This is a genomic window from Faecalicatena sp., assembly GCF_058819085.1.
In genome coordinates this window covers 25,107-49,590 of the sequence record NZ_JBZUUL010000005.1, presented here as the reverse complement: position 1 = coordinate 49,590, position 24,484 = coordinate 25,107, and the positions used below count along the sequence as shown (strand labels likewise).

General features: G+C 43.9%; 18 protein-coding genes. 16 read left to right on the top strand and 2 right to left on the bottom strand.

What is annotated here, in order from left to right:
- Window positions 1-159: 159 nt before the first annotated feature.
- The 3 genes from AC4OGX_RS03915 (at window position 160) to AC4OGX_RS03905 (ending at window position 4,380) form a co-directional block, all read left to right on the top strand.
- Complete coding sequence (locus AC4OGX_RS03915) at window positions 160-1,674, top strand: sensor histidine kinase (protein WP_493328595.1); 1,515 nt, start codon at window positions 160-162, stop codon at window positions 1,672-1,674.
- The gene (locus AC4OGX_RS03910; RefSeq protein ID WP_493328593.1) at window positions 1,675-2,700 is read left to right on the top strand and encodes an ABC transporter substrate-binding protein; all 1,026 of its coding nucleotides are present in this window, start codon (window positions 1,675-1,677) and stop codon (window positions 2,698-2,700) included. It begins immediately after the preceding gene.
- Window positions 2,701-2,766: 66 nt separating this feature from the next.
- Window positions 2,767-4,380 carry a response regulator transcription factor gene (locus AC4OGX_RS03905; RefSeq protein WP_493328591.1) on the top strand — a complete coding sequence of 538 codons (1,614 nt, stop codon included), beginning with the start codon at window positions 2,767-2,769 and terminating at the stop codon, window positions 4,378-4,380.
- A 6-nt stretch (window positions 4,381-4,386) separates the two neighbouring features.
- On the opposite strand, the gene AC4OGX_RS03900 is transcribed toward AC4OGX_RS03905, so the two are convergent.
- Window positions 4,387-5,472 carry a GntR family transcriptional regulator gene (locus AC4OGX_RS03900; protein WP_493328589.1) on the bottom strand — a complete coding sequence of 362 codons (1,086 nt, stop codon included), beginning with the start codon at window positions 5,470-5,472 and terminating at the stop codon, window positions 4,387-4,389.
- Window positions 5,473-5,897: 425 nt separating this feature from the next.
- Between AC4OGX_RS03900 and AC4OGX_RS03895 the strand changes: the two genes are divergently transcribed.
- From AC4OGX_RS03895 to AC4OGX_RS03880, 4 genes are all read left to right on the top strand, one after another.
- Entirely contained in the window at window positions 5,898-6,896 is a 999-nt protein-coding gene (locus tag AC4OGX_RS03895; protein ID WP_493328588.1) for an ABC transporter substrate-binding protein, read from the top strand.
- Window positions 6,897-7,073: 177 nt separating this feature from the next.
- Window positions 7,074-8,567: a sugar ABC transporter ATP-binding protein gene (locus tag AC4OGX_RS03890; protein WP_493328587.1), complete on the top strand. Its 1,494-nt coding sequence runs from the start codon at window positions 7,074-7,076 to the stop codon at window positions 8,565-8,567.
- On the top strand, window positions 8,567-9,658 hold the full coding sequence (locus AC4OGX_RS03885; RefSeq protein ID WP_493328586.1) for an ABC transporter permease: 1,092 nt from the start codon (window positions 8,567-8,569) through the stop codon (window positions 9,656-9,658). The genes AC4OGX_RS03890 and AC4OGX_RS03885 overlap by 1 nt, the downstream gene beginning before the upstream one ends.
- Window position 9,659: 1 nt before the next feature.
- A complete protein-coding gene (locus AC4OGX_RS03880; protein WP_493328585.1) occupies window positions 9,660-10,682 on the top strand; it encodes an ABC transporter permease subunit in 1,023 nt (340 codons plus the stop codon).
- 196 nt (window positions 10,683-10,878) lie between these two features.
- On the opposite strand, the gene AC4OGX_RS03875 is transcribed toward AC4OGX_RS03880, so the two are convergent.
- Window positions 10,879-11,004, bottom strand: coding sequence for a putative holin-like toxin (locus AC4OGX_RS03875; protein WP_493328583.1), 126 nt, complete (start codon window positions 11,002-11,004; stop codon window positions 10,879-10,881).
- Window positions 11,005-11,265: 261 nt separating this feature from the next.
- Between AC4OGX_RS03875 and AC4OGX_RS03870 the strand changes: the two genes are divergently transcribed.
- The 9 genes from AC4OGX_RS03870 (at window position 11,266) to AC4OGX_RS03830 (ending at window position 24,465) form a co-directional block, all read left to right on the top strand.
- Entirely contained in the window at window positions 11,266-12,786 is a 1,521-nt protein-coding gene (locus AC4OGX_RS03870; protein ID WP_493328581.1) for a serine hydrolase, read from the top strand.
- Between the two features lie 148 nt (window positions 12,787-12,934).
- The gene (locus AC4OGX_RS03865; RefSeq protein WP_493328580.1) at window positions 12,935-15,376 is read left to right on the top strand and encodes a GH39 family glycosyl hydrolase; all 2,442 of its coding nucleotides are present in this window, start codon (window positions 12,935-12,937) and stop codon (window positions 15,374-15,376) included.
- A gap of 186 nt (window positions 15,377-15,562) precedes the next feature.
- The gene (locus AC4OGX_RS03860; RefSeq protein WP_493328578.1) at window positions 15,563-16,957 is read left to right on the top strand and encodes an MFS transporter; all 1,395 of its coding nucleotides are present in this window, start codon (window positions 15,563-15,565) and stop codon (window positions 16,955-16,957) included.
- 296 nt (window positions 16,958-17,253) lie between these two features.
- Entirely contained in the window at window positions 17,254-18,873 is a 1,620-nt protein-coding gene (locus AC4OGX_RS03855) for a glycoside hydrolase family 43 protein (protein ID WP_493328576.1), read from the top strand.
- A 190-nt stretch (window positions 18,874-19,063) separates the two neighbouring features.
- The gene (locus tag AC4OGX_RS03850; RefSeq protein WP_493328575.1) at window positions 19,064-20,041 is read left to right on the top strand and encodes a flavodoxin family protein; all 978 of its coding nucleotides are present in this window, start codon (window positions 19,064-19,066) and stop codon (window positions 20,039-20,041) included.
- Window positions 20,042-20,112: 71 nt separating this feature from the next.
- Window positions 20,113-21,654, top strand: a complete 1,542-nt coding sequence (locus AC4OGX_RS03845; RefSeq protein WP_493328573.1) for a DUF5597 domain-containing protein — start codon at window positions 20,113-20,115, stop codon at window positions 21,652-21,654.
- Between the two features lie 189 nt (window positions 21,655-21,843).
- A complete protein-coding gene (locus AC4OGX_RS03840) occupies window positions 21,844-22,806 on the top strand; it encodes a flavodoxin family protein (RefSeq protein ID WP_493328571.1) in 963 nt (320 codons plus the stop codon).
- A 191-nt stretch (window positions 22,807-22,997) separates the two neighbouring features.
- On the top strand, window positions 22,998-23,393 hold the full coding sequence (locus AC4OGX_RS03835) for a C-glycoside deglycosidase beta subunit domain-containing protein (protein WP_493328569.1): 396 nt from the start codon (window positions 22,998-23,000) through the stop codon (window positions 23,391-23,393).
- Between the two features lie 13 nt (window positions 23,394-23,406).
- A complete protein-coding gene (locus tag AC4OGX_RS03830; protein WP_493328568.1) occupies window positions 23,407-24,465 on the top strand; it encodes a sugar phosphate isomerase/epimerase family protein in 1,059 nt (352 codons plus the stop codon).
- Window positions 24,466-24,484: the final 19 nt, after the last annotated feature.

Here is a 24,484-nt window from a genome sequence, read left to right as displayed (position 1 = left end):
CGCGTTGATATCTGTCAGGACGATCAGTTTTGCCCCCCTGCATTAATATTTATTCGAATCTATTGGAAAGAATAGGAAGAATCCATTATAATATAACTGTCTATTTACATGACTCGGTTTTGTGAATGTTACGAAGTGCGAATAAGTGAGGAAAGAATAGTGAAAAAAAGAGACAGAGCAACTGTTAAAGATACTTCAAACAGGATTCGCTTTTCAATTAAGAATAAGATTCTTCTGCTTGTATCAATGTCAGCCATTCCGTTTTTGATCCTGGCATTATGTATTTTGATATCCATGTCCAAATACAACCGGACATATGATGAGATCGTGGATAATCTTACGGTGGCCAACAGCTATAATATAAGCTTTAAAGAAGAGATGGACGAGAGCCTGTATAAGATCGTGGTCGGGTATACCACATTTGAGACGATCGCAGAGGAGAATGAGTTAAAAGATCCCTATCTTTTAATTACAGAGCTTCGTAACAGATTTACAGAGCTTGAGAAAGTGACGATAGATGAAGAAAGTGCGATATGGCTTGTGAGCCTTCTTCGAAATCTGGATACACTGGAGGAGAGGGTGGATGATATTGTTGAGAATGTTGAAGCAGGCCGACATTATGAGGAAAATATAAAGGAGCTGGACAATAATATTTACATACTGACGGAGCTGATCCAGGATGATATCCAGTATTATATCTACTATCAGACACAGAGCATGGATACGGTGTCCAACAGACTGAATCATCAGATCAGAGTTTTTGCGATTATCAGCACGGTATTACTGGTATTCTTTTCAATTGTAGTAATCACGCTGGTTATCTGGGCTGTATCAAGAATTTTGACACCAATTCAGAACCTATATTCTGCGGCAGAGAAGATAGCGGAAGGGGATTTTGAGGTGAGGGTGAGCACCGACAGCAATGATGAACTGGCGGTACTGTCCCAGGGGTTCAATGACATGGCGGGGAATATAGAGATCCTGGTTGATAAGATCAGAGAAGACGAACAAAAAATGCGGCGTGCAGATCTCAGGCTTTTACAGGAACAGATCAATCCCCATTTTCTGTATAATACACTGGATAATATCGTATGGCTGATAGAAGCAAACTCCCAGGAACAGGCAGTAGAAATGGTGGTAACGCTGTCGGACTTCTTCCGGGTAGTGTTAAGCAAAGGAAAAGAGTTTATTTCCATCAGACAGGAAGAGCAGCATATCCGCAGTTACCTCAAGATACAGGAAAGGCGTTATCATGATATTTTAGAATATGACATCCAGATAGATCCGGTTTTGTATGACTATCAAATATTAAAACTGACCTTACAGCCGTTAGTTGAAAATGCACTGTATCATGGAATCAAGTATAAGCGTGCAAAAGGATATATTCATATCTACGGTGAAAAGGAAGGCGGACTGATCCGTTTGATCGTCAGGGACAGCGGAGTGGGCATGAATCAGGCAGAGCTTGAGCAGCTGCGTAAAGAGATCAGCCAGCCGTGCCAGGAGACAGAAAAGGGCTTCGGCCTTGCAAATGTGAATGAGCGTATTAAGATGTACTTCGGAGCAGAATATGGAATGCAGATCGATTCAGAAAAAGGAAAAGGAACCACTTGTGTCATAACGATTCCTGCAGTCAGGGCTGATGAAAAGCAGAGTGAAAGGGCAAGAGGATAGATGAGTCAGAAAAGAAATAGAAAAATATGGATCTGGGGCATAGTATTTTTAATGACAGCACTTATGACAGGCTGTCAGGACACGAAAAAGGAAGAAGCACCTGAGAATGAAGATACGATCATGAATCAGGAGCTTACAGTGGTAGGCGTCTCCCAGCTTGGAAGTGAATCTATGTGGAGGTCAGCAAATACGGTGTCCATCAAACAGACTTTTTGTAAGGAGAACGGATATTTCCTGCTTTTTGACAATGCCAGGCAGAAGCAGGAGAATCAGATCAAGGCGATCCGAAGCTTTATTTCGCAGAGAGTAGACTATATTGTATTTTCACCAATCACAGAGGAGGGCTGGGATACGGTGCTTAAGGAGGCAAAGGACGCGCAGATTCCGGTGATTCTCATGGATCGTAAAGTGAAGGTGGAGGATGAATCCTTATATACAACATGGGTTGGTTCTGATTTTATGGAAGAGGGAAGAAAGGCGGGAGAGTGGCTTGCCGAACATCTGGCCGGAGTCAGATTCAATGATGAAGATGTCAATATTGTTGTTTTGCAGGGGACCGAAGGGTCTTCGGCTATGATCGGACGGACCGGGGGATTTCATGAAGTCGCATCACAGCACCCTAACTGGAAGATCTTAGAAGAGGTAAATGGCGATTTTACAACGGTAAAAGGGAAAGAAGAGATGAGGCAGCTTTTGCAGAAATATGAAAATATTGACGTGCTGGTATCTCAGAATGATGATATGACATTTGGAGCTCTGGAAGCGATCCGGGAAGCCGAGAAGGCGACAGGGGTGAAAAGGGATATCATCATCATTTCTTTTGATGCAACTAAAGCGGCTCTGGAAAAAGTAAAGGCCGGTACGATCAACGCTGATATAGAATGCAATCCGTTATTGGGAGAGGAGATAGAAGAAGTCATACAACGGATCGAGAATGACGGGCCGGTTGAAAAGGCGTATTACGTGGAAGAAAAAGTGTTTACGCAGAAAAACGTGATGAGTGTGATAAAGGATAGAATTTATTAAAGACAGAACTTATTAAAGATAGAAGCGATTAAGTATAGAAGTTATGAAGGAAGGATAGAAGAGAGAATGCTGAAAGTTTTTTTGGTAGAAGATGAGAGCCTGATCCGTGAGGGACTGCGTGACAATATCCCGTGGGAACAGTATGGGTACCGCTTTGCAGGTGAAGCAGGGGATGGAGAGATGGCACTGCCGCTGATCAGGAAGAGCAGGCCGGATCTTTTAATAACAGATATAAAGATGCCTTTTATGGATGGTCTGTCCTTAAGTAAGATCGTAAAGGAAGAATTTCCAAAGACAAAAGTTGTGATCATTAGTGGATATGACGACTTTGAATATGCCAGAGAAGCGATCCATGTTGGAGTCGATCAGTATCTGCTGAAACCGATTACCAGAATGAACTTAAGAAAAGTTCTGTTAGAGATGAAAGAAAAGATCGAGAATGAGACGGAACCGGAGGATTACAAGGTCCAGCTTCAAAATGAGATGAGGGAGTATGAGCAGTTTTCACGCCGAAGATTTTTTGAACAGGTTCTGGAAGGCAAATGGTCGGTAAAACAGATTTATGAAGAAGCGGCAAAGTGCTCCCTGGAGCTTTCGGCTTCCTGCTATAATCTTTTATTCCTATATATGCAGGAGAAAAACAGTAACGGAGCTTCGGAGAATATCATGGAGCAGTTTTACGGTAAACAGGAGAAAGTGCTACATTATTTTCTGCGCTACCCACAGTATATTCTTTTTAGATGGAATGTGAACTGTTATGGGATACTTGTAAAGTCAGAAAGCGCAGATATTCAGGCGATGACGGAGAAAGCGATAGGGTATGTGAGACAGGTCTGTTCAGAAGCCCAGGAGTATTTGACCTGGTATATTGCAGCAGGGAATCCGGTAGAGAGATTAAGCCTGCTTCCACAGTGTTACCAGAGTGCAAATCATTATTTTGCCTACAGATTTATCTTCCCGGCACTGCATGTCTATGATGAGAGTACCATGACGGAGCATCTGCCTTCCTCAGAAGATAAAGAGATTAACTATGTAGATTCTGCGCAGATGAATCCGAAGATCATTCAGGATTTCCTGGAAGAAGGAAGCAGCAATGAGATCTATGATTTTGTGGAATCATATCTCCAGCGGATCAAGGGGGCATTAAAATCGAATACATTCCGAAGCTATGTAGTATTGAATATTCGGTTTGCTGCGATTGAGTATGTAGAATCGATCGGAAGAAGCAGAGAAGAACTGTTGGAAAGAATGGAGAAATATGCAGAAGAGATCCATGTCGAATCCAATGGGGTATTTGATTATTTTGTGGAGATATTTCAGGCGGCGATCAGTATCCGGGAGGAGGAGAACAGCAATCAGGGCAGCGTGACACTTAGGCGTGTATTGGAATACATAAATGAACATTATACGCAGGAAGAGCTGTCACTTGGCAGTGTGGCATCCGCGGTTGATGTAAGCGCGAATTATCTAAGCTCAGTATTTAGTCAGAATATGCAGAAGACATTTACCGAGTATGTGACGGAAAAACGAATGGAAAAAGCCAAAAAGCTTCTTCGCAGCAGTGATGATTCTACCGGAAAGATTGCATCGGAAGTCGGCTATAAGGATGCACACTATTTTAGTTATGTATTTAAGAAAACACAAGGATGCAGTCCGAGAGAGTTCCGAAGCGGAAAGTAGTGTTATTTAGTCTCCCTTCTTAGAAGTACTCTTTTTGGGAATGAGTTTCCACGGAAGCTCTATGGGCGTAACAGGAAATCCTTTCAAAGAGTCTATGATCATCTGCGCAGCCTTTGTCCCCATCTCATGATGTGTATGTCCGAGCGTTGTGAGTGCTAAATGGTTTGAATTACTTAGATAAGTATGATCAAATGTAACAATGGACATATCATTCGGGAGCTGACAGCCGGAAAGCTTTAGCTCTTTCATGAGAAAATAGGCAATCATATCATTGTAACAGATGACAGCAGTACAGGAGTCTAAAGATTCCTGTACTATTTTTTTGAGAAAAGAGGTATCCTCCCGCTTCTTAAGTTTATCCAGATCATCAGAATCGAACCAGCTGACCCATTCATCCGGAACAGCAAGATGTGAATCCCGCATCGCTTCCATGAATCCCTGATAACGTTCGATTCCCTGCATATCATCAGATTTGAATATCCCTCCGATCTGTGTATGCCCCTGGCTGATCAGATAATCTACAAGCATAGTACTGCCAGAGATGTTCGCGTCCTTGATATAGGTACAGTCTCTCAGAGGCGGGTAGTAATTATGCAGAAATACAATATGACACCCCTTCTTTAGCAGCGCATGATACAAGTCAAGATTGGGATTGGGCAGTGCACTTTTGCATCCTTCTACAATGAGACCTCTTGGGGAAAGCGGCAGAAGTCCGGTAAGGATCTCACGTTCAGTGCAGGTCCGGTTTCCGGTTACAAATGTTTTCCCGGTGAATCCATTTTCGGACAGCGTGGTCTTAATGTCATTCAGAAGTCTGGGATAAATATATTCAGAATCATCTGAGATTAAAATATCAATGATATTTTTCTCCGCATCTGAGGAAAGTCCGGTAATGTAAGTCCCGCTTCCGCGTCTCTTTTCAATCAATCCCTCTTTTTCCAGAATAGATAGTGACTGACGTACCGTTTGGCGGCTGACCTGATATCTGCGGCAGAGCTCCTGCTCTGAAGGCAGTTTATCGATCCCTTTTTTCATATTCTGGGTGATGAAGTCTCTCAGACGTTCGCTGAGCCATTTATATTTGATTGCCATGGATAACTCCTTAAAAAAATGAAATTTGACGGGGAATATTTACTGGTTTCAAAGGTAAAAGGTCTGGTGCAGCATGAGAAAAATCAAAATATATCATTACATTTTTGCCTTTTTTTTCCTGATCTTGAAAAAGTGCTAATACAAATCCAGGGGATAAAAGCTGTCTTTTAACATGCTAAAGATGAAAAAATCTAACATATGAACTGAAAAACCTGAGAAAAACATACGCAGTAAATAAGTTGTATTTAAAAACTATTGTATCACGCAAAAGTTGTATTGTAAATAACCCATAAATCGCTAAAGCACAGTGTTTTTAGAATTGAATGTGTACTGGCGGACTGTTATAGTGAACTTAAAGAAAACGAGGCCTCGTAAAAGATTCACAAGTAAATCCAGACACCTTTAAAACCAGGAGGAAAGAAATTATGAAAAAGAGAATCATCTCAGTTTTATTAGCATCTATGATGGCATTAAGTCTTGTTGCATGTGGCGGCGGCTCTAAAGATAAAGAAGCATCTTCTGATAACGTATCAGCAGATAAGGGCGATACGATCAAAGTTGGTATTATTAATAATGACCCGAACGAATCAGGATACCGTACAGCAAATGATAAAGACATGAAAGCGATGTTTACAAAAGAGAACGGATATGATGCGTCATTTGCATACAGCTTAAAGAATGACGAGCAGATCGCATCAGCTCAGAAGTTCATCCAGGACGGTGTGGATTACTTACTTCTTTCAGCAGCAGATACAGCCGGATGGGATTCCGTTCTGAAAGACGCTCAGGATGCGGGAACACAGGTGATCTTATTTGACCGTACCATTGATGCTGATGAAAGCCTTTATGCGGCATCCATCGTATCTGACATGGACAAAGAGGGCGAGACAGCAGTGAACTGGTTAAGAGACCAGAAGCTTGATGAATACAATATTATCCACATCCAGGGCGTTATGGGTTCTGCGGCTCAGAAAGGTCGTTCCGGCGCTCTTGATGCAGCATCAAAATCCGATGGATGGAAGATCGTGACACAGCAGACTGCAGAGTGGAATGCGGAAAAAGCACAGCAGATCGTTCAGTCAGTTATTGACTCTGGTGAGAAGTTCAACGTAATTTACGCAGAGAATGACGATATGGCAAAAGGTGCTGTAGCAGCTCTTGACAAAGCAAATATCTCTCATGGTGTTGGCAAAGACGTTGTTGTTATGGGATTTGACTGCAACAAGTGGGCATTAGAAGAACTCCTTGCACAGAACTGGAACTATGACGGACAGTGCAATCCATTCCAGGCTGAGTATATTGCCGATGTAATCGAGAAACTGGAAGCCGGCGAAGAAATCACAGAAAAGACAATCATTATGGATGAAAAGGGATTTGATGCTACAACAATTACAGAAGATGATGTAAATCAGTATGGAATCTAACATCATCCAAAGAAGCAGCGGAGCGGATTGAGAATATTCGCTTTGAAGCGAACGAGAATCAGGATATGGAATGCGGCGCAGTGTAGGATAAGATCGATGAATATGCTGCGCCGCATATTTTGTAGAAAAACAGATTAAGAGGTGAATACGTCGGTGAAAGAGAATTCTGTATTAGAAATGAGAAATATTTATAAAAGCTTTCCAGGAGTTCGTGCCCTGCAGGCTGTGGATTTTACACTCTGTGAAGGTGAGATCCACGCTCTGATGGGAGAGAACGGTGCCGGAAAATCTACACTGATTAAAGTCCTGACTGGTGTTTATGAGAAGGATGAGGGAGAGATTTTCTTAAAAGGCCTGGATAAGGCTGCGGTCATTCGTTCACCGCAGGATGCACAGAATCTGGGAATCAGTACTGTATATCAGGAGATCACACTCTGCCCGAATCTTACAGTTGCTGAAAATATGTATATTGGACGTGAAAAAGGACTGGGCCAGAATTGGAAAAAGATGAATGAAGGCGCAGATAAGATATTAAAATCATTAGATATTCCGGCAAGTGCGACACAGCAGTTATCAAGCTGCTCTATCGCTATCCAGCAGATGGTAGCGATTGCCAGAGCGGTAGATACAGATTGTAAGGTACTGATCCTGGATGAGCCTACCTCCTCTCTGGATGAACAGGAGGTTGAGAAGCTGTTTGGATTGATGCGGGACCTAAGAGCCAAGGGCGTGGGAATTATATTTGTCACGCACTTCCTGGATCAGGTATATGAAGTATGTGACAAGATTACCGTTCTGCGTGATGGAAAACTGGTCGGTGAATTTGAGATTAAAGATCTTCCGAGAGTAAAACTGGTTGCCAAGATGCTTGGAAAAGAGCTGGATGATGAGGCTCAGATTAAGGACGAAAGCCAGGTATATGCAGCGGATGAGACGATTCCTCCTGTGATCGAGGCCCAGGGGCTTCAGAGCAATGCGGGAATCAAACCATTCAACTTCCATATCAGAAAAGGAGAGGTCAATGGATTTACCGGACTTCTGGGATCTGGACGAAGCGAATGTGTGCGTGCGATTTTTGGTGCGGATAAAGTAATCGCAGGAACCGTAAAGAAGGATGGAAAACCGATTAAGATCAACAAACCGTTAGATGCCATGAAAGCCGGTATTGCATATCTGCCGGAAGACCGTAAGGCAGACGGCATTGTAGGTGATCTGTCTGTCAGAGATAACATTTTACTGGCAGCGCAGGTGTTGAGAGGATTTTTCAAACCATTTTCAAAAGCGCAGGCAAATAAACTGGCAGACGAGTATATCAAGCTTCTGGAAATTAAGACAGCATCCGCGGATACACCGATCAAGTCGCTGTCAGGCGGTAACCAGCAGAAAGTAATCTTAGCCCGCTGGCTTCTGACACATCCAGAATATCTGATCCTGGATGAGCCGACGAGGGGAATTGACATCGGGACTAAGATCGAGATTCAGAAACTGGTATTAAAACTTGCTTCTGAGGGGATGAGTGTGACATTCATCTCTTCTGAAATGGACGAGATGCTTCGCACCTGTTCCAGACTGATTGTCATGAGAGACAGAAAGCAGGTCGGAGAACTCACAGGCAGTGATCTGTCGCAGAGCAAGGTTATGGATACGATTGCCGGAGGTGACACAGAATAATGCAGACAAAAGAAACGAAAAAATTCAACATGAGTAATATGACAACTAAGCTGGCCGGAAGGCAGATACTGATTCCGATTGCAGCGCTTTTACTGCTTGCAGTATTCAACCTGATCGCTGATCCATCCTTCTATAAGATTTCTCTGGATGTTAACAGTGCGGGGGACCAGGTATTGTCAGGCTATCTGATTACCATCCTGGATTACGGTTCAGAGCTTGCCATCCTTGCAATCGGTATGACACTTGTTACAGCAGCATCAGGAGGACAGGACATCAGTGTGGGCGCTACGATCGCCATTGCAGGCTCCGTGATCTTAAGAGTCCTTTGCGGGACAAATTCAAGACCGGATGAACTGCAGGCGCCGATCATCGTAGCATTCTTAGTAGCTTGTGTAGCAGGTATGCTCTGCGGAGCCTTCAACGGGATACTGGTAGCAGGTTTTAAGATTCAGCCGATGGTTGCAACTTTGATCCTTTTTACGGCAGGACGTTCTATTGCAGCATGGATCAACAATAACGAGCTTCCTGTGATCAGCGACAAAGGATTTACATACTTTGGCGGATTTATCCCCGGAATTCCGGTTCCAACGCCATTTTTCATAGCACTTGCCTGCATCATCATCATGGCGCTGGTATTGAAGTTTACAACATTAGGATTATATGTACAGTCCGTAGGTATTAATGAAAATTCCTCCAGGCTCAATGGTTTGAATCCGGCGTTTATTAAATTTATCACATTTGTAATTCTTGGGGTATGTGTAGCAGTTGCAGCTTTGATCAAAGTAAGCCGGATCTCATCCATCAACTACTCCGTAATTGCGAAAGACATTGAGATGGATGCCATCCTGGCAGTTGCGCTTGGCGGAAATGCACTTGGCGGCGGTAAATTTAATATGGCTGCGTCGATCCTTGGTGCTTATGTGATCCAGTTCCTGGCAACAACACTTTACAAATTTAATGTCAAATCCGATGCGATTTCTGCTTATAAAGCAATTGTAGTTATCATTTTGGTGGTGATCAGTGCACCGGTGGTCAGAGAAAAGTTCAAGGCATTCACTGTGAGAATGAAAACAAAGAAGGAGGTTGGTTAATATGGGTGCAAATAAAAAGAGAAAACCAATTACCGATACGACTCTCCTTTTGACGATCACGATTGTCGTATTCTTCTTAATGTATATCGGAGCAATGGTATTTCAAGGCGGCGGCTTTTTAAAGGCACAGACATTTTTCAATATCCTGAATACCAATGCGGCGCTGATCATTACGGCCTGCGGATTAAGCCTGGTCATGATCACAGGCAGCATTGATATTTCCGTCGGCGGCGTGGTAGCCTTAGTGAGCATGTGCTGCGCGGTTTATCTGGATTACCTGGGTGGAAATGTATTCGTATCGATTCTGGTCGCGCTTGGCATCGGCCTTGCATTCGGCCTGGTACAGGGGTTCCTGGTAGCTTATCTGGATATCCAGCCATTCATCGTAACACTGGCAGGTATGTTCTTTGCCCGTGGTATGACAACGATCGTACATACCAATCCGTTTAACGTACAGAACAAAGCATTTGTAGCTTTAAAGGATACCCGGGTGGTTGTTCCGGGCATGGGTTCGATCAACAGAATCGGGAAATATGTAGATGCCTATGTGGAGATCGGTGTGATCGTGGCACTCCTCGTTGTCGTACTGATGTTTGTTATGCTGAGATGGACAAAGCTTGGCCGGTCCTTCTATGCAGTAGGCGGAAATAAGCAGAGTGCACTAATGCTCGGGATCAATGTCAAGAGAACAAGATTCCTCGCTCAGTTATTCAGTGGGATTCTGGCAGGTCTTGCAGGGTATGTCTATTTCTTACATGTAGGATCAGGAGCGCCATCCCATGCATCCGGAATGGAAATGAATGCTATTGCATCCTCCATCATCGGCGGAACGCTGCTGACAGGCGGTGTCGGCAATATCATTGGAACACTGTTTGGCGTACTTTCCTTAAGTACGATCCAGAATATCGTGGCATCCGCAGGTCTGGACCAGGCATGGTGGACAGGGATCACAATTGCGGCGATGCTGTGCTTGTTCCTGGTGGTACAGAGTATCGTGATGGCACGGAAGAAGAAAGCGGCATAGACAGGACGGCTGCGGGCAGTTCCCCTTTATGTTTTCATTGATATTTTTGTGGGAAATTTGGACTTTACACAGGAATTATCGAATGATATAATAACCATAGATAAGGAAAGCACCCACTCCAAAGTGGATGCTCCCGAAATGGTTGTTGCTTACCTCTCAGTGAGAGGCGCCCACTCCGGTTGCGACGGGGTGGGCATTATTTTTTTCGCTTATTCTTCCTGTCTCTGTCGAGAAAGGTAAGCAACGCAACGATTAAGCTGCCGAAGGAAATCAGCAGAGCCAATATTCCTATTATGACTGTAATAGTCTCGAAAGCTGTCATATGCGCCACCTCCCTTCTTATGTAATCCGGTAAACCGGTATATAAGATTTCGGGAGGATGCCACCCTGTCATGGGTACTTTCCATGATGCAATTCTAACATATCCACAAAAAGCTTACAATTGTATTACAAACAGATATAGTTTGGACTTGACAATCATAACTGCAACTGATATAGTTACAGTATAGATGTAATTAAAATAATTACAGTATAGCGCGAGGGTGTTTAGTCACTGTGTTTGATACACAGGAAAGGAGCAGTTATGAACACAAAAGAACATGATGTTATGAAGATGCGGGGAAGTGCAGATGTGTCTTATCTTGGGGAAAGTGTAGACAGTATGATATGGGAATTCATGAAAGAGAAGGAGATACCGGGGCTGACGCTTGCGATCGTACAGGCTCCTTATATTCCAAGAGTGGTGGGATATGGACTGTCTGATACGAAGGAGAAAAGGCTGGCATCTGCAAACACCATGTGGCCGGCAGGGCCTGTTTCGCAGGCATTTGCGGCGGTTGCTGTGATGCAGCTGTTTGAGGACGGAAAGCTGGGACTTGACGATAAGCTGGGAGACCATATCCCGGAAGTGCCGGCGGAGTGGAGGGATATTGAGGTTCTCATGATGCTCAGACATGCCTCAGGACTGCCTGACTACTTAAGTGACGGGTTTGATCTTTATAAAAAGTGGGGATTCAGGGAGCTTCTCGAGCTGATAAGTTCACAAAAGCTTCATTTTGAACCGGGCACCCAGGTAGAATTAAGCGCTGCGAATTTTCTGATGCTGACGGAGATCGTGGAACGTGCCAGCGGTAAGAGCTATAGGGAATTTGTGAAGGAACGTCAGATAGAATATCTTGGTCTTAGGCGGACAGGATTTGCGGAAGATTTAGAAGCATTTCGCCATGAAAATGTTTCGCTGACGGAAAATGTACATCAGCTTTTCAAAAGGGACGGACGCTACATTGATCCGACAGAACCGGCTTTCAGCTATGATAAAGAGGGTAGAAAGCATGAAACAGCAGACTCCTCTGCACTCCGTGGGTTTGGTGATATCTGGGCTTCTGCGCAGGATATCTCATTCTGGGATATTGGACTTGCAGGCGGTGTGCTGATCCATGACCCGGAGCATAGGAAACTGGTCTATGGACCCTGGGCTCTTCCAGACGGCCGGGAAGTACCGGGAGTGGCCGGGTGGCAGTTCTATAAGCACAGAGGGCTGATGGATATCAAGGGTTCTATTCCGGGATATTCCTCATTTTTAAGCCGCTTCACACATCCAGAAGAGCTGGTATGTGTAACACTCCTGGCAAATAAAGAGGGTGTGGACTTTACAAATTTAGGAAGACGGATCGCGGGAGCTTTCGGGGATCTGCTTTCTACCAATTATGATGATAATAAACTATACCTTTTTGAAGGGCAGCTGCCGGTGGAGGATACTGTAAAACGGTTAGAGACAGTTTTGCGGGAAAAAGGCATTCCTGTATTTGCAAAGTTTGACCATGCTAAGAATGCGAAAGAAGCCGGGCTTACTCTTCGGCCAACAACAGTTATTGTGTTTGGGGCGCCAAAGGTCGGAACGGTTTTGATGCAGGAAGACCAGAGCATCGCCCTGGAGCTTCCGCTGAAGATCTCTGTATGGGAAGATGAGGCCGGAAGTACCTGGCTGGCGTTTCCGAGGATGAAACGTGTGGCAGCAGATTATGGGATGCAGGAGCATCCGGTGATCCACAAGATGCAGGAGCTTATGGAAGAACTGGTGAGAAGAGCGGGCAGTATCTATTAGAGGTATCCGGTATTGTTAAAATCTTACGAAAGGTTTCCAATGGCAGCCTGATCTATGAAAAACCAGGTGAAATCACACATTTAACATATAAAAACGTAAAAAACAGCCTTGGATCGAGAGGCTGTTTTTTTCTGTAATATATGCTAAAATGAGAAAAAAACAGGAGTCTGAAGAAGCGATGGAAAATGGCAGCCGGAGAGAAAAGGTTAAGATCACAGTACGAAACAGAGTAGAAGAGCGGGAACATTTTCACCAGGATATAGAATTGATTTATGTCCTTGAGGGGAGCCTGGATGTGTTTATCGGGGAACAGGTAACCCATATGAAGGCTGAGGACATTCTGGTGATCAACGCGAATAAGTCACATTACATGAAGAGTCAGGATCGTATTCTGTATACACAGCTGATGATGGAATATCATATGGTCAGTGATGTGCTTAAGAGTATAGACGTTATTTTCTGGTGTGATTCAACAAAAGATGAAAGCAGAAGATACGACGATTTAAGAAGGGTCTTAAAACTTCTGCTGAATCATTATCTTTCAGCAAAAGGGGAAAGTGCGGATTTCGGGCATATTTCATTATGCTACAGAATGCTGGATCTGCTTTCGACTTATTTCCTGGTACAGACTGCAGATAAGGAATCCATGTGCGGCACAGAGAAATTCGATGACAGGATCCAGCAGATCAATAATTACATCCGGGCGAACTATAATCAGCCGATCAGCTTAAAAGACCTGGCTGATAAATTATATCTTTCACACGGATATCTGTCCCGGTTTTTTAAAAGGAATTATGGGATGAGCTTTGCGGAATATCTGACGAATATCCGGCTCTTCCATGCAGTAGATGAACTGCTATATACAAGCACGCCAATCACGCGGATTGCCTATGATAATGGTTTTGCAAGTGTGGCGGTCTTTAATAAGGTGTTTAAGGCGGTCTATGGTGAGACTCCTTCTGCCTTCAGGAAAAAATCAAAGGAACAGATTTCTGTGTCAGACAGCCAGGAGAAGGATGCTGAGATTGAAGAACGTCTGGAGAAATACTTAATCTCTAACCATGTTGAGAAGGAAGCTGCGGGCGAGACAGGGATTGTAAAAGGCATCTGTTCTGTCCATGATGTTCAGAAATTGGATAATAGCTGGGGACGCCTCATTAATATAGGGACAGCCTCGGATCTGCTGAAATCAGAGATACGTGAGCATATCATCCTCTTGAGGGAGGCCCTGGGGATAGAATATGTAAGATTTTGGAATATATTTACAAAGGAAATGCTCATTGATGTGAATCAGACTGATGGTGAATATAATTTTGCAAGACTGGATTCTATTTTAGATTTCTTGATCCAGCAGGGGGTAAAACCGCATATTGAAATGGGGATGAAGCCCAGGATCATTACATATAATGTGCAAAAGCAGCAGATCGACGGGAGCAGAGAAGTAGAATTTCCAAAGGCAGACAGCTGGGAAAGGGTACTGAATGCCATGATGCGTCATTTGGTACACCGCTATGGGAGAGGTGAACTGGATACGTGGCGTATGGAGTTATGGTTTAATGAGAATAAATGGGATGTTCAGGGGGCTTTTAATACATATTATGAACTTTTCCATATTCTTTATAAGACGGTAAAGAAATATAGTGAAGGAATGTCAGTCGGCGGCTGCGGAATCCGTATGGATTACCAGGATGACATGCGGAGCAGGTTCTACAGAGAATGGCAGGAACAGCCGGAGCTGCCGGATTTCTTATCAATGATGTACTATCCGTATGACAGAGGTGAGGAAAAGCAGGATATTTATGCAAAAAGAAGTACAGACAATGAGTGCTTTAAGCATCGTCTTCTGCATGAAAAGGTACTTTTAGAGGAGGCAGGATTAAAAGATCTTCCGATCTGTATCTCCGAATGGAATCTGACTGCTTCTGCAAGAAATTATATCAATGACAGCTGTTTTAAAGGAGCCTACATTATAAAGAATGTCCTGGATGTATATGGTGAGATCCAGGATATGGGATTCTTCCAGGGAAGTGACCGGGTATCAGAATACTATGATTCCGGCGAATTGCTCTATGGAGGGGCCGGAGTCATAACCAGGGATGGGATTCTTAAGCCGGCGGGATTTGCGTTTGAATTCCTGCAGCGGCTATACCCATATTATATCGGAAAAGGGGAAAATTATCTGATATCCACGGACAGACATGATTCTTACGGGATCGTCTGCCATAATCAGAGAACACTCGGCTATCACTATTATTTTACGAAGGAAAATGAACTGGAAAAAGAACATCTCTGGAAATATTTCGAGGACAGGAACAGCCTGGAGCTTGATCTGGAACTGGAAGACGTACCGGATGGAGTCTATCAGGTGAAGTATTACCGGATTAATGAGCAGAATGGAAATGTAATGGAGTTTTGGAAAGAAATGGGATATGAAAAGGAACTATCCAGAAACGATATTAAGTACTTCAGAAGAGTGTGTGAACCGAAACTGATGATCCAGAAGATCCAGGCGGAAGGCGGGCATCTGAAGCTGAATATTTTGCTGCAGGCAAATGAGATTGCTTTTGTTCGTGTGAGGCTGCTCGTTTAACCTAATAAAAGAGATGGAGAAAGAAAAGTCAAAATTATACTATGTTTTGTTTACTTTTTTCAGTAAAGCAGAAAAAAGGCGTAAAAGAGGGGTCATTTTAAGATGTAAAAGCGTCGGGAAACGAAATGTATCTCCCAGATGGAATTGATAAGATGATATCAAGTTAATTCGAAGGGAGAAAATGAGATGAATGAAGATGTAAACAAGAAACTGCCGATTCGCACAAAAATAGGATATAGCTTTGGTGAGATCGGATCACAATGTTCCTGGACCCTGATCAGTTCCTATCTGACGGTTTTCTATACAGACGTTGTGGGGCTGACACCGGCTGTGATTTCCATTATCATGCTGGTTGCACGTATCTGGGATGCAGTTAACGACCCGATGTTCGGTGCGATTGCCGAAAACACAAGATCGAAGTGGGGGCGTTTCCGGCCATATATCCTTTGGGGTGCACCAGTGCTGGCACTGTTTAACTGCCTGACATTTTTAAATCTGGATATTCCGAATTCATGGAAAGCGATCTGGTGTGGATTTACATATATCGGAGCGGGAATGGCATATACGGCCGTTAATATTTCTACACAGTGCGTGGCAAACTGTATGACAGCTTCCAACAAGGAGAGGGTGTCTTTAAATGCTTACAAAGGAATTGGTTCAGGATTGATCCAGATGGTGATCAGCGCAGTAACAATGCCTCTGATCCTGAAATTCGGAAATGGCTCCGCTTCCTCAGCCAAAGGATATTTCATGGCAGCATTGATTTTCTCTATCGTATGCATTCCCTGCTTCTGGGTATGTTTCGCATCTGCAAAGGAGATCATCGGCAGAAAGCCCGGTGAGAAAAAAGAGACGATTGGAGATACGATGAAGAATCTTGCGGCATCATTTAAATATACATTTAAAGACCGCAACGCTGTATTTGTTATGCTGGCAATGCTGACATTTTTAACAGGCCTGTTCGGAAGAATCGGGATCATGGCATACTATTTTATCTACATTATGAAGAATCCTGTTTTGATCGCCGGATTCGCAACGGCAATGTCTGCGGGTATGCTGGTAGTAAATTTCTATGCACCGTTCTTCCTAAACCGGATGAGTAAGAAGTATGTGGGTGCCATGGGGTGTGTGGCACAGGCACTATGCTGCGTATTCTTCTACATTATCGGAGAAAATAATCTGACCGGGCTGGTCGTGTTATCCGGCTTTCTATATGGAGTCACAAATGTAGTGTCTATAACATGCTTCACATTGAGTGCTGAGATCATTGATGACAACTGGATCAGGACAGGGGTGCGTTCAGATGGTGTGATCCAGTCCTGCGTTTCTTTTTCAACAAAGCTTGGAAATGCAATTGGCGGTTCCATAGGGATCCTTGCCCTTGGTGCGGTTGGGTATGTTGCAAATGCAAAAGACCTGAGCCAGGAAGTACTGACAAGAATGGATATGGTAATCAACTTTGCACCGGCAGCGTTCTATATTGTGGCTGGAATTTTATTCCTTTGTGTGGGAATGACAAAAGAGAAGGCAATGGAAAATGAAGAAAAGATTGCAAAGATGATTGCTGCGAAGGAGTTATAAGATAATATAAAATCAGTCGAAACGACATGGCTTGTGAAGACACCGGTCATGTCGTTTTCCTATTTATGCTCATCAGGGAAGCAGATCTTGAATATCTGCCTGACCAGCCGTGAAATACAAAAAAGGTAAAAAATAGATATATGATTATTGCTTTCTTAAAACAGAAAAATGTAAGAGGATAAAAATGAACAGTTATTAGGCTGAAATTTATACAGTTTCAGAAAATATCACATGTTATAGTAAAGCAAAGAGTAACAGTTCAGATACAACACAGAAAAGGAAGAGGGACGATGACTATGGAATATAAAGTAAAAAATCCAATTATACCGGGCTTTTACCCGGACCCGACGATCTGCAGAGTCGGAGAAGACTACTACCTGGCATGCTCTAGCTTTGAATTATATCCGGGAATTCCGATTTTCCACAGCAGGGATCTGGTGCATTGGGAGCAGATCGGGAATGCGATGACCGCTCAAAATGGATTCTATGTGGAGAAAAATAGTATGGTGGGAGGTGTGATGGCACCTACGCTGCGGTATCAGGATGGCATCTTTTATCTGATCAATACGAATTTCAGTGATCGGGGAAACTATATTGTAACGGCAGAGGATCCGGCAGGACCCTGGTCAGAGCCGCATTGGCTTACAGACGTTCCGGGGATAGATGCGTCATTATTTTTTGACGAGGATAAGAAGGCGTATATTATGGGTACAGGAGATGTCTGGGATAATGGTGCAGGTAAGATGGAACGTGGAATCTGGCTGGTAGAATATGATCTGGAACATTTTCGGATGCTGGGAGAGCCGGTTACCATTTTCAACAGTGCACTGCGTGTAGGGGCATCCCCTGAATCCCCGCACATCTATCATGTGGGAGACTATTACTACCTGGTGATCGCGGAGGGGGGAACTGAGCACTATCATGCAGTCATGGTGGCACGAAGCCGGGAACTGTTTGGATTCTACGAAGGAAATCCGGCCAATCCGGTGATGACACACAGACATATGGGATTTTCCTGTCCGATCATAAATGTAGGACATGCGGATCTCGTAGAGCTTCCTGACGGAAGCTGGTATGCGGTGATGCTGGCATCCAGACTGATTGACGGGGAGTGTAAGAATCTGGGAAGGGAGACCTTTCTTTGTCCGGTAGTCTGGGAACGGGACTGGCCGCTGTTCAGCCCGCAGACCGGAAAGCTGGAATGGGAATATGATGCACCTGCGTGTCTTGAAAATACAGAGTATAAAAGGGCAGAAACATTTTTTGACTTTGAGGAAGAGAAGCTGGATTGTCAGTGGGTATGCTGGGGCAGTCCGAAGGAGCCTTTCTATAGTATAGAAGATTCTCAACTGATCCTGCAGTGCAGACCCCAGAAGCTGGATGAGGAGCTTCGTCCGATGATGATGGACGAGGCACGTTCTGACGGAAAGTATGTATCCATGCTGGCACGAAGGCAGTGTATGATCGATACGACTGTGAGCTGTAAGATGGACTTTCATCCGGAAGGAGAAGAGAGTGCGGGACTGGCAGTGGTGCAGGCCATGAATCACCAGCTGCATTTTGAGCGGGTGCTAAGAGAGGATAAGCAGATGCTTCAGGCCGTGCTGGTTACCGCAGACTACAACCATCCGCCGTATATGCCGGGCTTCGAAAGCGTAACCAGGCGGGAGGTGCTGGCAGAGACGGAATATGAGGGAAAAGAAATCATTCTTCAGATTGAGATGAAGGGAGAAGACTTCACATTACGCTATGGTACAGATACAGAGCAGTTAAGAGAACTCTGTAAAGTAGATGGACATCGGCTCAATCCAGAGAAGGTCGGGTGTATGTCAGGAACGATTGTTGGGATGTATGCGTCAGCAAATGGAACGAAAAGCAGTAAATGTGCAGGCTTTGACTGGTTTGAAATGAAGTAGAAGAATATGGGAAGATAAGAGGTCAGAAATATATACATAAACTTGACCTCGTCCACGTTCCTTTCCTTTATCAGACAAAGAAAAAGTCAATATATGGCACTGAATAGCGGCATATTTTCGGAAGTCATTTATCCTGAAATCATGTATAGTGTTAATATAAATTAGTTTAGATAAAGGAAGGAAGAAAAGGATGAAGGTTTTAGGATTATCATTTGGTAAGAAAAATGCGAATACAGATATTCTTGTAAAGGAAGCGCTATATGGAGCGAAGGCAGGGGTCCCGGATGCAGAGATTAAGTTTATAAACACCCAGAGGCTGACGATCGACCGCTGTATCGGATGCGGAGCATGTTCAACTGCCCTGGAAAAAGGAAAAGACAATGATTGTATTATTAAGGATGATTTCCAGATGGTGGAGGAAGCGATCCGTGAGGCAGACGCCATTATTTTAGGGGCTCCGGTATATGTATTACAGCCGGTAGGGCAGTTTAAGAATCTGGTGGACCGTTTCTCCTGCAGACATGATGTATCCGCGATCAATTGGGTACTTGATAAAAGAAGAAGTGGTGAGGCGCCTGGGGACCCGGATGCGTTTCCGCAGGAAAGGCTCAGAAGACGTACCGTATCCTATATCTCTGTCGGCGGAGCACATACCTCTAACTGGGTATCCATGGGAACTGCTACCCTGCATTTGTTCGGTTTCCCTGTTATGATGAAGGTAGTAGGGAACTATAATGCATACGATATGGGACATATCGGCAACCCGTATCTGGATGAGGAATTGATCCAAAATATGCGTGAAATGGGAAAACGCACGGCAGAGGCGTACAGCATGGAAGATCATGAGATTGAATGGTTCGGTCCTCAGGGGAATGGGACATGTCCGGTCTGCCATCAGAACCTGCTCACCGTGAATGGCACGACAACCGTAGAGTGTCCGATCTGTGGTATTGAAGGAAAGCTTTCCGTTGAGGGAGACAAGTTAAATGTTACATTTTCCGAGGAACAAAGAGCAAGAGCACGCGGAACATTTGCGGGACTGCGTGAGCATACGACAGAGATCCAGAGCTTTGGTTCTATCTGCGGACCAAAGATTATGGCAAATAAAGAGCTGCTGGAGAAGCAGATGGACAGAATTAAAAATTTTGAGAAGTATATTAAGGAATAGGAAGAAGTATTTTTAGAGGCAGCAGGGTAAAACAGGTGTAAGAAAAAACTATAGTTTAGGGAGATAAAAAGATGAGTCATATTCCAATGATAAAAGAGGATAGAGGGATCCCAACATTGTATGTAAAGGGAGAGCCATTTTTGGCTCTGAGCGGTGAAATCCATAATTCCAGTTCAAGCAGTTTGGAGTATATGGAAAAAGAAGTCTGGCCCAAATTAGAGGGTCTTCATATGAATTCAGTAATCGTTCCGCTATTCTGGGAGACCATCGAACCAGAGGAAGGGGTATACTGCATGGATTTGCCGGACGGTCTGGTTTCACAGGCAAGGAATCACGGGATGCATATCATCTTTATTTGGTTTGGTTTGTGGAAGAATTCTGAATCTATGTATGTGCCAAAGTGGATGAAACAAGATACAGACACCTATTATCTGGTAGAAAGGGTGAATGGAGAGAAGATTAATACGATTTCACCCCTCTGTGAAGCCGCTGTAGAGAAAGATGCAAAAGCTTTTGCGGCAGTCATGGCGCACTTAAAAGAGATAGATGAACAGGAATCCACGGTAATTTTTATACAGGTCGAGAATGAAATAGGATTACTCTCAACGGAACGTGATTATAGTAAGAATGCGTCCCAGGCATTTGCAGAAACAATCCCGGAAGAAGTTACCAGAGAATTCCAGGTAAACGGAACCTGGAAAGAGGCATTTAAAGAAGCAGCAGAAGAAAATTTTATGGCATATTACTTTGCGAAGGCAGTGGAAAAGATTACAAAAACAGGACGGGAGAAGTATCCACTTCCCTGCTATACAAATGCATGGTTAAAACAGTATCCATGGTACGCAGGCTCCTATCCGTCTGGTGGACCGGTAAAAGAAGTACATCGTATCTGGAAACTGGCGGCTCCGTCCTTGTTCACTTTAGCGCCGGATATTTATGTACCATATGTGGCAGAGGTTTTAGATGAATATGGATATGAAGGGAATCCGCTGTTAGTACCAGAGGTAAGAAAAGACTCCGTGACGGCTTCCTATTGTATGTATGCCTTCGGGAAGAAAAATGCAATCGGATATTCTCCTTTTGGAATAGAAGATCTTGCACTGTCACCGGAGGAGATCGATAAGCCGCCGATGGAAGTCATGCTGGCTCTTAACATTGATCCTTCAGCATTTGACACTGAGGGCAGTAAGGAATGCCTCAGTAAGACATATGAATTAATCGATGAAATAAAACCGTTATATTTAAAATTCAGAGGAACAGAACATTTACAGAGCTATGTGAAAAAATCAGAGACAGATTTCGGTGCGTATTTTCGGTTTGAACAATATAATGTATCTGTTGCCTATGCTCCAAGGGTATCAGGAAAACCGCTGGCGGCAGGAATGATTTATGAACTTGCAGAGAACAAATTTCTATTAGTTGGAATGATGAGTACATTAACCTTCCGGCCTAAAGCAGGGGAAAACTTAAAGGCTGACTATTTGAAGATTGAAGAAGGTAAAGTAATACAGGGCAAGTGGGAGGCAGGCCGAATTCTGAATGGAGATGAAAAGATGTCATTGAAATTTGGAGAGTTACCGGAATGCTTATATGTTGAATTATATAAGTACTAGTAAAAGGACAAGAAACCGCAGTGGTTTCTTGTCCTTTTGAATGTTTACTATTTTGAAAATGCAACAAGTAAAAGATCTTCCCCATTTTGGATAAATGATGTAAAGATACAAATAAAATAATCTTCTAAAATAAGATAGCGGATACTAGAACTTAAAATTATTATCAAACGGACGAAAGGATGTAAGTTTATGGGAAAGAAAAAAGTAGTGGGATTTTCATTCGGACGTAAGATGTCCAATACAGAGGTGATGATAAAAGAGGCACTTCTGGAATGTGAGAAGGCAGGGATGGAGATTCAGTTCGTACGCTGTGATGACCTGAATATACATATCTGTACCGGGTGCTGTGCCTGTGTGGGCGGACTGATGTCAGGAAAGGGAAGAGGCACCTGTATCCATAAGGATGATGAATTCTATGTAATCGAGGAAGCGCTGATGTCAGCAGATGCCGTGATTGTTGGCTCACCGACCTACGAGTTTGCACCGACAGGGAATTTCAAGGTTGTCTGTGACCGGATTGGACCCTCTCATGATAAGACCTTCCGCGGACCTGCCATTGAGCAGGGGGAAGCTGAGAACCGGGACCCTTTGACCTACCCGGATGCGAGAAGCACAAAACCGCGTGTTGGTGCCCTGATCACGGTAGGCGGTGCAAGGACAGAGAATTGGCTGTCATTATCCCTGCCTAATATGTATGAGTTCACATTTCCAATGGGAATCGATGTGATCGATAAGTATAAATATTTCGGAGCTATGAATATAGAACATGTACTTGGAAGACCGGATGTTATGGAGCGTATGCGTCAGCTTGGACAGCATATTGCAGAGGCTTTGACTGCCGAAAGTGAAGAAGAGCGTGTGAGATACCGCGGAGATGAAAAAGGGACATGCCCGGTCTGCCACGAGGACCTTCTGACTGTTGGTTTTGGCGGTAATAAAGTGGAATGTCCGATCTGCGGCATCGAAGGAACGCTTCGTCTGGAGGATGGAGAGATACAGGTAGAATTTTCGGAAGCAGAACAGTCAAGATCACGCCTGCGGGATGCCGGAAAGTGGGAGCATTCCAATGAAATCAGGGATGGTGCCATGACCCAGAAAAAGGTTGAGGGCCTGAAGGAATTAAAGATGAAGTATGTAGGAGTCGGGGAATAAAAGCTTTAGACCCCGGATGAGATCTAAGGGCAAAAAAGCATATGCCTTTTCTGCCCTTTTTTACATACCAGGAGAAAAAGGGTTCAAATACAGTGGTAAATAAGGTTATTTGTAAGAGAGTTATTTGGAAATGGACCCGGTATAATGAAAACAAGGTAAAAAAATTAAGATCATAAGGAGGAATATGGAATATGGCTGGCAGACAGATTTATAATCCGGACGGATTCAGGAATATGGAAGCAGATGGAAGGATCATTGGATATCAGTTTGAGTTTAAGGCACAGTACTACCGTGGAATCACCTTATCTATAGTAAGAGATATCAAGGTGAATGTGGATGGGGAGGATGTTAAAAGAGAAGATATCCGTTTCACAGTAAACAATGAAACTTTTACATTGGAAGAGATGAGGACGGTAATTGATTCAGATTACCGCTGGGAATTTGGGGATTATGCAGCAGTATCCGTGATGAAGGAAGGCGGGCTTTCTAAAGGAAGCCACCATATCAAGGCAGTACAGGTGATCGACCCGTCTTATATGCCGTTTATGATTGAAGCAGTGTGTGAAGCAGATTTTACGATTGAATAAGGAGGAAGTAAACATGAGTTATGATATTAAAAGAAGTGTTTCCCTGTACAGCTACCAGGATGAATATTACGACAAAAAGCTGGATCTAGAAGGATGTCTTCGGGAGACAGCCAGGACAGGGGCAACAGGGGTAGAGCTTTTGGCCGAGCAGATGATCCGCAGATTCCCGCTTCCGATTGAGACAGAAGAATTCAGGGCCCAGTGGTTTGGATGGCTTGAAAAATATAACCTGGAACCATCCTGCTACGATGCTTTTTTGGAAAATCACATTTATGATAACCGTATGCTCTGTCTTGGAGAGCAGGTGAATATGATGAAACGTGACATCCGTCTGGCATCCCTGCTTGGCTTCAAGAATCTGCGTACACTTGTTTCCACACCGATGGATGTCATTGAGGGAAGCCTTGAGTATGCAGAACAGATGGATGTAAAGATAGGTTTGGAAGTACATGCACCATTTTCCCTGAATTCAGGATGGGCGGACGGATATATGGAAATGATCCGCCGCACAGGTACAAAGTATTTTGGATTTATCCCGGATATGGGGATTTTCTGCAGGAATATTCCTGATGTAGTTCGTGACAAGGCGAGAAGACACGGCGCCTCCGAAGAGTGTATTAAGATTGTTGATGATGCATATGCCAAGAGAATTGAAAAGGGCTTTGTGAAGATCAAATATGATCTGAATCTTGGAAAGGCCAATATGGATTACCGGATGGCAAATGGAATGCAGGAAATGATGGAAGCTGTCAAGGCAGCAGGCGGCGGACCGGCTGACATGGAATATGCAGGAACCTCCTTCACATATTCATGGTCTGAGCCCCAGGATATCATTGATAATATCGACTATATATTCCATACACATGCGAAGTTCTACAATGTACATGAAGATTATAAGGAAACGGCAGTGGCGATCCCGGAGGTAATTGAAGCATTTAAGAAAGCCGGATATAAAGGCTTTTTAAGTTCAGAATACGAGGGCGGAGAGCATCTGCGTGCAGATATGCCGGTAGACAGCATTGAGCAGGTACGTCGTCATCAGGAAGCAATGAGAAGGGCAATCGAAGGATAATCAGGAAGACGAAGAGAAG